The following is a 13,638-nucleotide window of genomic DNA, read 5'->3' as shown; positions in this document are numbered from 1 at the left end:
TTATCGGATTTTTGCGTGACGCATGATCCCGGCATAATTGCGGCCGCAGCTTTGTATCTATTTTTTTCGCCACATGACCGCCACGCCCCCCGATCCACTCGCTACGCAGCACGACGGCACCCCGGATCCAGACTCTCAGGTGCCGGTGGATCCGCAGACAGCCCGTCTGCGCGAAGAAAATCGCGCGTTGCGCGAACTGCTGGCTGCCCAGGTGCAGGCCTCGCTTCCCGCTTCCCGATCCGGCTGCCTGCGCCGGCTGGGCTGGTGGCTGATCTCTGCCCCGGGTGCGGCGCTGGTGGGCTGGCGCGCCCTGCTGGGCCGCGACGATGCTTCTCCGATCACCGGGCGTCGCGTGGGGTCGGCCACCTTGACCGTGATCTACACCCTGGCCATCTATGGCGCGCTGGTGCTGTTGGTGGTGTCCTGGAATGCGCCGAACAATGGCATCACCGGCGCCACCTCGGCCAGCCCGGTCCGGGTGCCGCTTCTGCCCCTGCCGCCGCTAGCGCCAGAAGGGGGGCCGTCCGCCGAGAGGAACGACGCAAAGCCCCCGTCCGAACCGGTGATGGCTCCTGCTCCAGCGTCTGATCCCGCCGGGGACTCCCGTGCCGCAGGGGCGGTGGAACCGAAGCCCGAGCGCGAATCCGAATCCACGGCTGCGCCGCATACGCCCGCGGCGGACGTCGCGCCAGCCGCCCCTTCCGACACGGCGTCCCCGCGTCCGCCGTCGACCGCGGGCGCCCCGGCCGCCAGCGCGCCGCAGTCCACGCTGCGCATCACGGAAATCCCGGCGCAGAATCCCAACGCCTGGGTCGACGCGCTACAGGGCGAACTGGATCGGTGCGCCCAGTTGGGATTCTTCGAACGTCCGGATTGCGCCTGGGCGGCACGCAAGCAATTCTGCGAACCGAATCATGGCTGGGGTTCGATCCAGGAATGCCCGGCGCAACCGTAGCCTCGGCCGCCGTCCGAAGACGCCGCCTGTCACGCGATGGCCACGCAAACCTGTGACAATCCTTTGCGTCCCACCAGAAACCTGCGCAATAATGTGTAAACCCTGGGCCTGGCCCGGCCCCCTTCCCGATTAGGAAACCGCGACCTTGGACTCCGTCAACAACACCGTCAACACCGCCCTGGCCCTGAAAGACGCGAACGTCGTGCAGGAAGTGCAGGCCCGGCTATTGAAGAAGGTCCTGAATTCGCAAGCCGACACCATCGCGACGCTCATGCAGTCCGTGGCGCCCATGGCCATCGACAGCACGCTGGGTTCGCGCATCAACACGCAAGCCTGAGCCAGGGCAGCGCCGCTCCCGGCGCATCCAAAAAAAAGCGCCGGCCCCTTTGACAGGGCCGGCGCTTTTGCTTGGGCGAAAGGCGGCAAGCCGCCCCCCGCTTACTTCTTCTTCATCGGCGGCAAGTCGGTGCAGACGCCTTCGGCCACTTCCGCCGCCATGCCCACCGATTCACCCAGCGTCGGGTGCGGGTGGATGGTCTTGGCGATGTCGACGACGTCGGCGCCCATTTCAACCGCCAGGGCCAGTTCGCTGATCAGGTCGCCAGCGTGGGTGCCCACGATGCTGCCGCCCAGGATGCGATGCGTTTCCGCGTCGAAAATCAGCTTGGTGAAGCCTTCGTCGCGGCCATTGGCGATAGCGCGGCCGGAAGCCGCCCACGGGAACACGCCCTTCTCGATCTTGATGCCTTGCTTCTTGGCTTCGTCTTCGGTCAGGCCCACCCATGCCACTTCCGGATCGGTGTAGGCCACCGACGGAATGACGCGCGCGTCGAAGAACGACTTCTGGCCGGCGGCGGCTTCCGCCGCCACGTGGCCTTCATGCACGGCCTTGTGCGCCAGCATCGGCTGGCCGACGATGTCGCCAATGGCGTAGATGTGCGGCACGTTGGTGCGCATCTGGCGATCGACCTCGATGAAGCCGCGATCGGTCACGGCGATGCCGGCGCGATCGGCGCCGATCTTCTTGCCGTTGGGGCTGCGCCCCACGGCTTGCAGGACGAGGTCGTAGCGTTGCGGTTCCTTGGGTGCGCCCTCGCCTTCGAAGGTGACGTAGATGCCGTCCTTCTTGGCTTCGGCGCCCACGGTCTTCGTCTTCAACATGATGTTGTCGAAGCGATAGGCGTTTTTCTTTTGCCAGACCTTGACCAGGTCGCGGTCGGCGCCTTGCATCAGGCCGTCCAGCATTTCCACGACGTCCAGGCGCGCGCCCAGCGTCGAATACACCGTGCCCATTTCCAGGCCGATGATGCCGCCGCCCACGATCAGCATCTTCTTGGGCACTTCACGCAGCAGCAATGCGCCGGTGGAGTCGACGACGCGGTCGTCCTTGGGCATGAACGGCAGCTTCACCGACTGGCTGCCGGCGGCGATGATGGCTTGCTTGAAGCGCAGCGTCTGGCTCTTGCCGTCGGCCGACGTCACGGTCAGGTGATTGGCATCGGCGAATTCGCCCACGCCCGTCACCACGGTGACCTTGCGCGCCTTCGCCATGCCGGCCAGGCCGCCGGTCAGCTTGGCGACCACGCTGTCCTTGTAGCCGCGCAGCTTGTCCAGGTCGATCTTGGGCTCGCCAAAGCTGATGCCGTGGGCAGCCAGCTCGCGCGCTTCATCGATGACGGCGGCGTTGTGCAGCAGCGCCTTGGACGGAATGCAGCCCACGTTCAGGCAGACGCCGCCCAGCGTTGCGTAGCGCTCAACCAGGACCACGGACAGGCCCAGGTCGGCGGCGCGGAAGGCGGCGGAATAGCCGCCGGGGCCCGCGCCCAGCACCAGCATGTCGTATTCACCGTCTGCCGAACCCTTGAAGCTGGCCGCAACGGGTGCGGCGGCCTTGGCAGCCGGCGCCGCAGCAGCCGCGGCTTGCTTGGGTGCCTCGGCCGCCTTGGGCGCTTCCTTGGCGGCCGGCGCGGCGGCGGCATCCGATGCCTCCACTTCCAGCACGACCGCGCCTTCAGCGACCTTGTCACCGACCTTGACGGCGATGGACTTCACCACGCCGCCTTGCGACGCGGGAATTTCCATCGAAGCCTTGTCGGACTCCACGGTGATCAGGCTTTGTTCGGCCTTGATCGTGTCGCCCACGGCCACCAGCACTTCGATGACTTCCACTTCCTTGAAGTCGCCGATGTCCGGCACTTTGATTTGAACGGTATTGCTCATAGGGCTCCCCGTTTACAGCGCGATGCGGCGGAAGTCGGCCAGCAAGGCGCCCAGATAGGCGTTGAAGCGGGCAGCGGAAGCGCCGTCGATGACGCGGTGATCGTACGACAGCGACAGCGGCACCATCAGGCGCGGCACGAACTGCTTGCCGTCCCAGACGGGCTTGTGCGCGGAACGCGACACGCCCAGGATGGCCACTTCGGGCGCATTGATGATCGGCGTGAACGACGTGCCGCCGATACCGCCCAGGGACGAGATCGAGAAGCAGCCGCCCTGCATTTCCGCGGGCGAGATCTTGCCGTCGCGCGCCTTCTTGGACAGGTCCGTCATTTCTTGCGCGATCTGCAAGATGCCCTTCTTGTCGGCGTCGCGAATCACCGGCACCACCAGCCCGTTGGGCGTGTCGGCGGCAAAACCGATGTGGTAGTACTGCTTGAGCACCAGGTTGTCGCCGTCCAGCGACGCGTTGAACTCGGGGAATTTCTTCAGGGCCGCAACCACGGCCTTGATCAGGAAGGCCAGCATCGTGACCTTGATGCCCGACTTCTCGTTTTCCTTGTTCAGCGTGACTCGCAGCGCTTCCAGGTCGGTGATGTCCGCTTCGTCGTTGTTGGTGACGTGCGGGATCATGACCCAGTTGCGGTGCAGGTTCGCGCCGGAAATCTTCTTGATGCGCGACAGCGGCTTGGCTTCGATCGGGCCGAACTTGGTGAAGTCGACCTTCGGCCACGGCAACAGGCCCAGCGCGGCGCCATCGGCCGAACCGCCGGCTGCGGCCGCGGGAGCAGCGGCCAGCGCCTGCTTGACGAAACCGCGCACGTCGTCGGCGGTGATGCGGTCCTTGGGACCCGAACCCTTGACCTTGCTGAGGTTTACGCCCAGTTCGCGCGCGAACTTGCGCACCGACGGCGACGCGTGCGGCAGTTGGCCCGGTTTCAGGTTGGCATCTTCCAGCGCGGCGGCCGGAGCCGGACGCGAAGCGGGTGCGGCAGCGGGCGCGTCGGCCTTGGCGGCCGGCGCGGCAGCGGCGGCTTCGCTCTTGGCCTCGGCCTTGGCTTCCGTCTTGGCGGCAGGCGCGGCGCCAGCGCCGCCTTCCACCACCACCACGACCGAACCCTTGGCGACCTTGTCGCCCACCTTGACCTTCACTTCCTTGACCACGCCGCCCTGCGACGCCGGGATCTCCATCGAGGCCTTGTCGGACTCGACGGTGATCAGGCTTTGCTCGGCCTTGATGGTGTCGCCCACGGCGACCATGACTTCGATGACTTCCACTTCCTTGAAGTCGCCGATGTCGGGCACTTCGATCTCGACCGGGCCGCTGGCGGCGGCCGGCGCGGCGGCTTCCGCCTTGGCGGCGGGGGCTGCAGCGGCGGCTTGCTTCGGGGCTTCCTTGGCAGCGGCCTTGGGGGCCTCTTCCTTGGCGGCCGAAGCGGCATCCGAGGCTTCGGCTTCCACTTCCAGCACGACGGCGCCTTCGGCGACCTTGTCGCCGACCTTCACGGTGATGGACTTCACCACGCCGCCCTGCGACGCGGGAATCTCCATCGAGGCCTTGTCGGACTCGACCGTGATCAGGCTTTGTTCGGCCTTGATCGTGTCGCCCACCGCCACCAGCACTTCAATGACTTCCACTTCCTTGAAGTCGCCGATGTCGGGAACCTTGATTTGCACGATGTTGCTCATGTCTCTTTACCCTCAGGCGTATTGCGGGTTGGCTTTGTTCGGATTGATGCCGTACTTCTTGATGGCTTCGGCCACCTTGGCAACCGGCACCTTGCCTTCGTCGGCCAGCGCGCGCAGCGCGGCCACGACGACGAAGTGGCGGTCCACTTCGAAGTGCTCGCGCAGCTTCGAGCGGAAATCCGAGCGGCCGAAACCATCGGTGCCCAGCACCTTGTATTCGCGGCCCTTGGGCACGAACGGACGGATCTGGTCCGCAAAGAGCTTCATGTAGTCGGTCGACGCGATGATCGGGCCTTCCGTCTTGGCCAGCTGTTCCGTGACGTAAGCCACCTGCGGCTTCTTCTCGTCGGGGTGCAGCATATTGTGGCGTTCGACGTCCAGGCCGTTGCGGCGCAGTTCGGTGAAGCTGGTGACGCTCCAGATATCCGAGGCCACATCCCAGTCGGCGGCCAGCAGGTCTTGCGCGGCCATGACTTCGCGCAGGATCGTGCCCGAACCCATCAACTGAACGCGGTTCTTGCCCTTGCCGTGCGACTTCAGCTTGTACATGCCCTTGATGATGCCTTCCTCGTCGCCCTGGGTCAGACCGGGCTGCGGGTAGTTCTCGTTCATCACCGTCAGGTAGTAATAGACGTTTTCCTGGTCTTCCACCATGCGCTTCAGGCCATGCTGAATGATCACGGCCAGCTCATGGCCGAACGTCGGGTCGTAGGACACGCAGTTCGGGATGGTGGACGCCAGGATGTGGCTGTGGCCGTCTTCGTGCTGCAGGCCTTCGCCGTTCAGCGTCGTGCGGCCGGCGGTGCCGCCCAACAGGAAGCCGCGCGCCTGCATGTCGCCCGCTGCCCAGGCCAGGTCGCCAATGCGCTGGAACCCGAACATCGAGTAATAGATGAAGAACGGGATCATGATGCGGTTGTTCGAGGAGTACGACGTGGCCGCCGCAATCCACGAACTCATTGCGCCCGCTTCGTTGATGCCTTCCTGCAGGAGTTGGCCGTCGGCCGCTTCCTTGTAGTACATCACCTGGTCCTTATCGACCGGGGTGTACTTCTGGCCTTCCGGCGCGTAGATGCCGATCTGGCGGAACAGGCCTTCCATGCCGAACGTGCGCGATTCGTCGGCCAGGATCGGCACGACGCGCGGACCCAGTTCCTTGTCGCGCAGCACCTGATTCAAGATGCGCACGAAGGCTTGCGTGGTGGAAATTTCGCGGCCTTCGGCGGTGGGCTCGAGCACGGCCTTGAAGGCGTCCAGCGCCGGGGCCTTCAGTTGCTCGTCGGCGCGGGCACGGCGGCGCGGCAGGTAACCGCCCAGCTCGGCACGGCGCTCGTGCAGGTACTTCATTTCCGGCGAGTCTTCGGCCGGCTTGAAGTACGGCAGGTCCGCCAATTGGTCGTCGGGGATCGGGATGCCGAAACGGTCGCGGAATTCGCGGATCGATTCCAGCTCCAGCTTCTTCTGCTGGTGGGTCGGGTTCTTGGCCTGGCCCACGTGGCCCATGCCGTAGCCCTTGATGGTCTTGGCCAGGATGACGGTGGGTTGGCCGGTGTGGCTGGTCGCGGCATCGAACGCGGCGTACACCTTGTGGGGATCATGGCCGCCACGGTTCAGGCGCCAGATGTCTTCGTCGCTCATGCGCGACACGGCTTCCAGCAGCTTGGGGTGCTTGCCGAAGAAGTGCTCGCGGACGAACTTGCCGTCGTTGGCCTTGTACGCCTGGTACTCGCCGTCAACGGTGTCTTCCATGATCTGGCGCAGGATGCCTTCCTTGTCGTGCGCCAACAGCGGATCCCAGTAGCCGCCCCAGATCAGCTTGATCACGTTCCAGCCCGAACCGCGGAAGTCGCCTTCCAGTTCCTGGATGATCTTGCCGTTGCCGCGCACCGGACCGTCCAGGCGCTGCAGGTTGCAGTTCACCACGAAGATCAGGTTGTCGAGCTTTTCACGGGCGGCCAGGGCGATGGCACCCAGCGATTCGGGTTCGTCCATTTCGCCGTCGCCGCAGAACACCCAGACCTTGCGGTTGCTGGTGTCGGCAATGCCGCGGGCGTGCAGGTATTTCAGGAAGCGGGCCTGGTAAATGGCCATCAGCGGGCCCAGGCCCATCGACACCGTCGGGAACTGCCAGAAATCCGGCATCAGTTTCGGGTGCGGATAGGACGACAGGCCCTTGCCGTCCACTTCCTGGCGGAAGTGGTTCAGCTGGTCTTCGGTCAGGCGGCCTTCAAGATAGGCGCGGCCGTACATGCCGGGGGACGTGTGGCCCTGGAAATAGACCAGGTCGCCGCCGTGGCCTTCGTCTTCCGCGTGCCAGAAGTGGTTCTGGCCGCAGCCGATCATGGTGGCCAGCGAGGCGAACGACGCGATGTGGCCGCCCAGGTCGCCGCCGTCCGGCGGGTTGTGCTTGTTGGCACGCACGACCATCGCCATGGCGTTCCAGCGCACGTACGAACGGATGCGCGATTCCAGCTCCAGGTTGCCCGGATGCGCGGGCTCCAGGCCCGGGGGAATCGTGTTGACGTAAGCGGTATTCGGCGAGAACGGGATGTGGGCGCCGGAGCGACGGGCTTCATCGATCAGGCGTTCCAGCAGGTAGTGCGCGCGCTGCGGTCCTTCGCGATCAAGGACTGCCGCCAGGGCTTCGAGCCACTCCTGGGTTTCAAGGGTGTCTTCGTCGTTGGCAGCCTGCGGGGCGCCAGCCTGGGCGAAAGAGGACATCGTGTGTCTCCTGTTGGGGTTCGTTCGTGACCACACCCGCTTATCTACTCGCGGACTCTGCATGGTAGCCGGGATCATCCGGGCTACCATGTCAGGCATGGGTCGGGGTGTTTTTCTAGAGACCTGCTTTGGGTCGGTTCCCTATCAGCCGGCATTCTAAGAAAGAAGATTAACCGCTCGCAAGGAAAATTTCATGTTGCGGTACGGCATTTCATAATATGAAAACATGAATGCAAGCTGAACGTCTACGGACCGCACTTTTTTAGGCTTACGCTAAAAGCAGGGGCCGATTCCCGGCACTTCCCCGCCAACCCGCACTAAAATGCGCGGTCTATCTGGCCCGAATTCCATGTCCAGCGCGCCCAAGTCCAATATACCTACGCCTTTCCACGATCACGCCCGCACCCGCCGCCGGGGGGTGTACTGGGTCACGCCTGCCATGGTGCTGATCCTCTACATCTGTGTGATGGCGGTGTTCTTCTGGCTGCAACGCATTCATGACGACAGTGTCATGTTTGTCACGATCGACCAGGAAATGCGCCAGCAACGCCTGATCTGGGTGGTGCTGGCCCTGTCCTGCGTGATCGTCATCAGCTTGCTGATGCTGTGGCGCTACACGCGCTTTCGCTCCGCCGCCGAAGCCGCCCTGATCGCCGAAACCGGTTTCCGGCGCGCCATGGAAAACTCCATGTCCACCGGCATGCGCGTGCTGGATATGGAAGGCCGCATCGCCTACGTGAACCCGGCCTTCTGCCGGATGATCGGCTGGAACGAGGCCGACCTGATCGGCCGCAGCCCGCCCTTCCCCTACTGGGTGCCCGGCCGCCACGAACAGCACCAGCACACGCTGGACGTGCTGATGTCCGGCAAGACGCCCAGCAGCGGCCTCGAGGTCGAGGCGCAGCGCCGCGACGGGTCCCGCTTCACGGCCCGCATGTATGTGTCGCCGCTGCTGGACCCGAACGGCAACCAGATCGGCTGGATGACATCCATGACCGACATCACCGAACCCAAGCGCATCCGCGAAGCGCTGACCGCCGCGCACGAACGCTTCATGACGGTGCTGGAAGGCCTGGACGACGCCATTTCGGTCACGGCCGACACCCACGACGGCTTGGAACTGCTGTTCGCCAACCGCACCTATCGCCGCGTGTTCGGCGCCCAGACGGGCGGCCACGACGAATTGCTGGCCGGCCGCCGCGGCCGCTTCACCGACGAATCGGTGGAAGTGTTCGCGCCGTCGGTGCAGCGCTGGTTTGAAGTGCACCACCGGATGCTGGCCTGGACGGACGGCCGCCGCGTGCGCATGCAGGTGGCGCGCGACATCACCGAACGCCGCGGCCACGAAGAGGCGTCCCGCCTGCAGCAGGAAAAGATCCAGCTGACCAGCCGCCTGACGACCATGGGCGAAATGGCCTCGTCGCTGGCGCATGAACTGAACCAGCCGCTGACCGCCATCGCCAACTACAGCATGGGCGCCGTTGCCCTGGTCAAGGCCGGGCACACCAGCCCCAACATGCTGCTGCCGGCGCTGGAGAAGGCCGCATCGCAGGCCGAGCGCGCCGGCAAGATCATCAGCCGCATCCGCGAATTCGTGAAGCGCAGCGAGCCCCGCCGCCAGCGCGTGGCCATCGGCCGCATTGTCGACAATGCGATCGGCTTCGCCGAAATCGACGCCCGCAAGCGCCGCATCCGCATCGACAGCTTTGTGCCGTCGAACGCGCCGGACGTGCTGGCCGACCCGATCCTGATCGAGCAGGTGTTGCTGAACCTGCTGAAAAACGGGCTGGAAGCCATGGAAAAGAGCGAGTCCGACGAGCTCAAGGTGGCGGTCATCCTGCACGAACAGCACATCGAAGTGGCCGTGGTGGACCGCGGCCATGGCCTGGCCGAGCCCGAACGCCTGTTCGAACCTTTCTTCAGCACCAAGTCCCAGGGCCTGGGCATGGGGCTGAATATCTGCCGTACCATTATCGAATCGCACCACGGCCGCCTGTGGGCGGACCCGAACCCCGCCGGGGGTACGATTTTCCGCTTTACCCTGCCCTGCGCTGCGTCCCAGACGCAGGCCCAGAATGATCAGTCCGAGGAGTTGCACGCATGAACACGCCCCACCTGTCGAGCACGGTATTCATTGTTGACGACGACGAAGCGGTCCGCGATTCGTTGCGCTGGCTGTTGGAGGCCAACGGCTACCGCGTTCGCGCCTATGCCAGCGGCGAATCCTTCCTGGAAGACTACGACGCCAGCCAGATCGGCGTGCTGATCGCCGACGTGCGCATGCCCGGCATGAGCGGCCTGGAACTCCAGGAACAGCTGATCGCCCGCAACGCGCCGCTGCCCATCGTATTCATCACCGGCCACGGCGACGTGCCCATGGCCGTGTCCACGATGAAGAAAGGCGCGGTCGACTTCCTGGAAAAGCCCTTCAACGAGTCCGACCTGCGCGAGATCGTCGCGCGCATGCTGGAACAGGCCACGCAACGCGTCAGCAAGCACCAGGCCCAAAAGGACCACGAAGCCATGCTGGCGCGCCTGACCGCGCGCGAGCAGCAGGTGCTGGAGCGCATCGTCGCCGGCCGCTTGAACAAGCAGATCGCCGACGACCTTGGCATCAGCATCAAGACCGTCGAGGCGCACCGCGCCAACATTATGGAAAAACTGGAAGTGACTACCGTTGCTGATTTGATGAAAGTGGCCTTGGCCAAACCCGAGGCACATGCATGACCGCTAGGATTATTGATGGCGCGGCACTGTCGCTGCGCATTCGCGAAGAAGTCGCCCAGCGCGTCGCCGCCCTGGCCGCCAAGGGCACGCGCCCGGGTCTAGCCGTGGTGCTGGTGGGCGCGGATCCCGCGTCCCAGGTTTACGTGCGCAACAAGGTTGCCGCCTGCGAAAAAGCCGGCCTGCATTCCGTCAAGGAACAGTACCCGGCCGACATGACCGAGGCCGAACTGCTGGCCCGCATCGCCGTGTTGAACCAGGATCCGACCATCCACGGCATCCTGGTGCAGTTGCCGCTGCCCAAGCACATGGATTCGCACAAGGTCATCGAAGCCATCGCGGCCGAGAAGGACGTGGACGGCTTCCATATCAGCAACGCGGGCCTGCTCATGACGGGCCAGCCCCTGTTCCGCCCCTGCACGCCCTACGGCGTGATGAAGATGCTGGAATCCGAAGGCGTGGCCCTGCGCGGCGCTGAAGCCGTGATCGTCGGCGCCAGCAACATCGTCGGCAAGCCGATGGCCATGCTGCTCCTGCAAGCCGGCGCCACCATCACCATCTGCAACTCCAAGACACGCGACCTGGCGGCCCAGACCCGCCGCGCCGACGTGCTGGTGGTGGCCACCGGCAAGCCCGGCATGATCGACGGATCCATGATCAAACCCGGCGCCGTGGTCATCGACGTGGGCATCAACCGCGGCGACGACGGCAAGCTGTGCGGCGACGTGGACTTCGCTTCCGCCCGCGAAGTGGCCGGCGCCATCACCCCCGTCCCCGGCGGCGTGGGTCCGATGACCATCGCCATGCTGCTGGTCAATACGGTTGAAGCCGCGGAACGGGCTGCCGCCTGATCCCCGCCATGCGGCCCGGGCCAGGCGCCCGGGTCCGCCCGGGCCCTTCGCATCGCCCTGCCCCGGGGCGCCGCCGCGCCCTTGCATTCGGGCAGATCGCCCTTACCTGACCCTTATGAACTCCGCCGGCGCCCGGGTGCATGCCCCGCGCGCCGCCCGCCATTGCTCACGCCGGTAACACCATGACCCAGAACCCACTGCTTGCCCCCGTTTCCGACCTGGTCGACTATGCAGCCGTCAAGCCCGGGCATATCGTGCCCGCCATCGAGGAACTGCTGGGCATCGCCCGCCAGGCGGTCGACCACGCGGCCGACGCCGGCCTGGCGCCCACCTGGGAAGCGGTGGTGGAACCGCTGGACACCGCCTCCGAACGCCTGTGGCGCGCCTGGTCGGTGGCCGGGCACCTGAACGCGGTCGTCAACACGCCGGAACTGCGCGAAGCCTATAACGCCGCCCTGCCGCTGATCACCGAATTTTCGACGTGGGTCGGCCTGCACGAAGGCCTGTACAAGCAATATCAACGCCTGGCCGCCGCCCCCGATTTCGCGTCGTGGTCGCCCGTGCGCCGCCGCATCGTCGAGATGGCGCTGCGCGACTTCCGCCTAAGCGGCGTCGAGCTCCAGGGCGCCGACCGCGAGCGCTACGCCCAGATCTCCGACCGCGAAGCACAGGCCTCGCAGAAGTTTTCGGAAAACGTACTGGATTCGATTGACGCGTGGTCGCTGCTGGTGGAAGACGAGGCCCGCCTGGCCGGTATTCCCGCGGATGTCCTGTCCGCCGCCCGCGCCGCTGCGGCCGAAGACGACAAGCCGGGCTGGAAGCTGACGCTGAAGATGCCGTGCTATCTGCCCGTCATGCAGTACGCGCAAGACCGCTCGCTGCGTGAAGCGCTGTACCGTGGCTACGGCACCGTTGCATCCGAGCAAGGCGACGCCCAATTCGACAACTCCCCGCTGATCGAAGAACTGCTGTCCCTGCGCGCTGAAGAATCGGGCCTGCTGGGCCTGGGCACGTTCGCCGCGCTGCGCCTGCAGACCCGCATGGCGCGCGACGCCGACGAAGTGACCGTCTTCCTGCGCGACCTGGCCGCCCGCGCCAAACCCTACGCGCAGCGCGATCTGGCTGAACTGACCGCCTACGCCACCGGTGAATTGGGCCTGGACAGCCTGCAGCCCTGGGACGTGGCCTTCGCCTCGGAGCGGCTGCGCGAATCGCGCTACGCCTATTCCGAAGACGAGGTGAAGCAATACTTCACCGAGCCGCGTGTCTTGGCGGGCCTGTATGAAGTGATCGAAAAGCTGTTTGACGTGCGCCTGACGGAAACGCCGGTGTCCACGTGGCACAGCGACGCGCGCGGCGTCCGCGTGGAAAACGCCACGGGCGGCCTTATCGGCTACCTGTACCTGGATCTGTACGCCCGCTCGGGCAAGCAAAGCGGCGCCTGGGTCGACAGCGAGCGCACGCGACGCGTCGTGGCCGGTCACGTACAGACGCCCGTCGTCTACCTGACCTGCAATTTCTCGCGCCCCAACGGCGACCGCGCCGCCGTGCTGACGCACGACGACGTCATCACCCTGTTCCACGAAACCGGCCATGCGCTGCATGCACTGCTGTCCGAAGTCGACGAGCCGGGCGCCGCGGCCTTTGCCAGCGTGGAATGGGACGCCATCGAACTGCCGTCGCAATTCATGGAGAACTTCTGCTGGGAATGGGCCGTGGTGCAAAAGCTGTCGGCCCATGTGGACACCGGCGAAGCCCTGCCGCGCGCCCTCTATGACCGCCTGATTGCCGCGCGCAACTACCAGAGCGGCATGCAGACCGTGCGCCAGATCGAGTTCGCGTTGTTCGACATGCTGATGCACGACCGCGCCCGTGGCGCCACCATTGCCGAAGTGCTGGCGTTGCTGCAGGAAGTGCGCCAGGAAGTGGCCGTGCTGTTCCCGCCGGCCTGGCATCGGTTGCCGCATGCCTTTTCGCACCTGTTCGCGGGTGGCTACGGCGCGGGCTACTACAGCTACAAGTGGGCGGAAGTGCTGTCCGCCGACGCGTATGAAGCCTTCGAAGAGGCCGCCGCCAAACAGGCGGAAAATCAGGCCGAAAATCCGTTGGGCACGCTGGACCCTGAAACCGGCGCGCGCTTCCGTCGCGAAGTGCTGGCCGTGGGCGGTTCCCGCCCGGCTGCCGATTCGTTCGCCGCTTTCCGCGGCCGCCCGCCACGCATCGACGCCCTGCTGCGCCATAGCGGCATGAGCGGCAACTAAGCCCCGCGCGTTTCTCCCGACGGCCCGCCACGCGCGGGCCGTTATTTTTCGTCGGCCGGTTTGCGCGCCGACACCACCCTCCAGCGCCGGTCAGCGGGGTTTCCAGGTCGTGCTCGATTTTCCGTACCGGTCCTTTGCGCCAGGACAAGAAGCACGCTTGCCCGCCGTCCAGGACGGCTTGCGCGGGCCCGCCCCGCCCGGCGCTTGCAGGTAGAATCAA

At 65.4% G+C, this 13,638-nt stretch carries 9 protein-coding genes; 6 read left to right on the top strand and 3 right to left on the bottom strand.

The window, feature by feature from the left end:
- Positions 1-73 precede the first annotated feature (73 nt).
- Both CQ050_RS26640 and CQ050_RS26635 read left to right on the top strand, forming a co-directional pair.
- Positions 74-955, top strand: a complete 882-nt coding sequence (locus tag CQ050_RS26640; protein ID WP_199196941.1) for a hypothetical protein — start codon at positions 74-76, stop codon at positions 953-955.
- 145 nt (positions 956-1,100) lie between these two features.
- Positions 1,101-1,292, top strand: coding sequence for a putative motility protein (locus tag CQ050_RS26635; RefSeq protein WP_105559846.1), 192 nt, complete (start codon positions 1,101-1,103; stop codon positions 1,290-1,292).
- 101 nt (positions 1,293-1,393) lie between these two features.
- Here the strand turns inward: CQ050_RS26635 and lpdA are convergent, their stop codons facing one another.
- Genes lpdA through aceE form a run of 3 tightly spaced genes read right to left on the bottom strand, consistent with a single transcriptional unit; the run spans position 1,394 to position 7,582 of the window.
- The gene (lpdA, locus tag CQ050_RS26630; protein WP_105559845.1) at positions 1,394-3,175 is read right to left on the bottom strand and encodes a dihydrolipoyl dehydrogenase; all 1,782 of its coding nucleotides are present in this window, start codon (positions 3,173-3,175) and stop codon (positions 1,394-1,396) included.
- Positions 3,176-3,187: 12 nt separating this feature from the next.
- Complete coding sequence (gene aceF / locus CQ050_RS26625; protein WP_105559844.1) at positions 3,188-4,861, bottom strand: dihydrolipoyllysine-residue acetyltransferase; 1,674 nt, start codon at positions 4,859-4,861, stop codon at positions 3,188-3,190.
- 12 nt (positions 4,862-4,873) lie between these two features.
- Complete coding sequence (aceE, locus tag CQ050_RS26620; protein ID WP_105559843.1) at positions 4,874-7,582, bottom strand: pyruvate dehydrogenase (acetyl-transferring), homodimeric type; 2,709 nt, start codon at positions 7,580-7,582, stop codon at positions 4,874-4,876.
- Positions 7,583-7,931: 349 nt separating this feature from the next.
- Here aceE and CQ050_RS26615 point away from each other — a divergent pair, with 349 nt between their 5' ends.
- From CQ050_RS26615 to CQ050_RS26600, 4 genes are all read left to right on the top strand, one after another.
- Positions 7,932-9,686 carry a PAS domain S-box protein gene (locus CQ050_RS26615; protein ID WP_105559842.1) on the top strand — a complete coding sequence of 585 codons (1,755 nt, stop codon included), beginning with the start codon at positions 7,932-7,934 and terminating at the stop codon, positions 9,684-9,686.
- Positions 9,683-10,309, top strand: a complete 627-nt coding sequence (locus CQ050_RS26610) for a response regulator transcription factor (RefSeq protein ID WP_006219003.1) — start codon at positions 9,683-9,685, stop codon at positions 10,307-10,309. Before CQ050_RS26615 ends, CQ050_RS26610 begins: the two co-directional genes overlap by 4 nt.
- A complete protein-coding gene (gene folD, locus CQ050_RS26605) occupies positions 10,306-11,157 on the top strand; it encodes a bifunctional methylenetetrahydrofolate dehydrogenase/methenyltetrahydrofolate cyclohydrolase FolD (protein WP_105559841.1) in 852 nt (283 codons plus the stop codon). The genes CQ050_RS26610 and folD overlap by 4 nt, the downstream gene beginning before the upstream one ends.
- A gap of 182 nt (positions 11,158-11,339) precedes the next feature.
- On the top strand, positions 11,340-13,418 hold the full coding sequence (locus CQ050_RS26600) for a M3 family metallopeptidase (RefSeq protein ID WP_105559864.1): 2,079 nt from the start codon (positions 11,340-11,342) through the stop codon (positions 13,416-13,418).
- Positions 13,419-13,638 lie beyond the last annotated feature (220 nt).

This window comes from Achromobacter sp. MYb9 (genome assembly GCF_002975275.1).
GTDB lineage: Bacteria > Pseudomonadota > Gammaproteobacteria > Burkholderiales > Burkholderiaceae_B > Achromobacter.
This window is presented reverse-complemented; position numbering and strand designations above follow the sequence as displayed.

What these genes read in the sequence shown, in the direction of transcription:
- CQ050_RS26640 (WP_199196941.1), top strand. Translation starts at nt 74, where the DNA reads ATGACCGCCACGCCCCCCGATCCACTCGCTACGCAGCACGACGGCACC.
- lpdA (WP_105559845.1), bottom strand. Translation starts at nt 3,175, where the DNA reads ATGAGCAATACCGTTCAAATCAAAGTGCCGGACATCGGCGACTTCAAG.
- aceF (WP_105559844.1), bottom strand. Translation starts at nt 4,861, where the DNA reads ATGAGCAACATCGTGCAAATCAAGGTTCCCGACATCGGCGACTTCAAG.
- aceE (WP_105559843.1), bottom strand. Translation starts at nt 7,582, where the DNA reads ATGTCCTCTTTCGCCCAGGCTGGCGCCCCGCAGGCTGCCAACGACGAA.
- CQ050_RS26615 (WP_105559842.1), top strand. Translation starts at nt 7,932, where the DNA reads ATGTCCAGCGCGCCCAAGTCCAATATACCTACGCCTTTCCACGATCAC.
- CQ050_RS26610 (WP_006219003.1), top strand. Translation starts at nt 9,683, where the DNA reads ATGAACACGCCCCACCTGTCGAGCACGGTATTCATTGTTGACGACGAC.
- folD (WP_105559841.1), top strand. Translation starts at nt 10,306, where the DNA reads ATGACCGCTAGGATTATTGATGGCGCGGCACTGTCGCTGCGCATTCGC.
- CQ050_RS26600 (WP_105559864.1), top strand. Translation starts at nt 11,340, where the DNA reads ATGACCCAGAACCCACTGCTTGCCCCCGTTTCCGACCTGGTCGACTAT.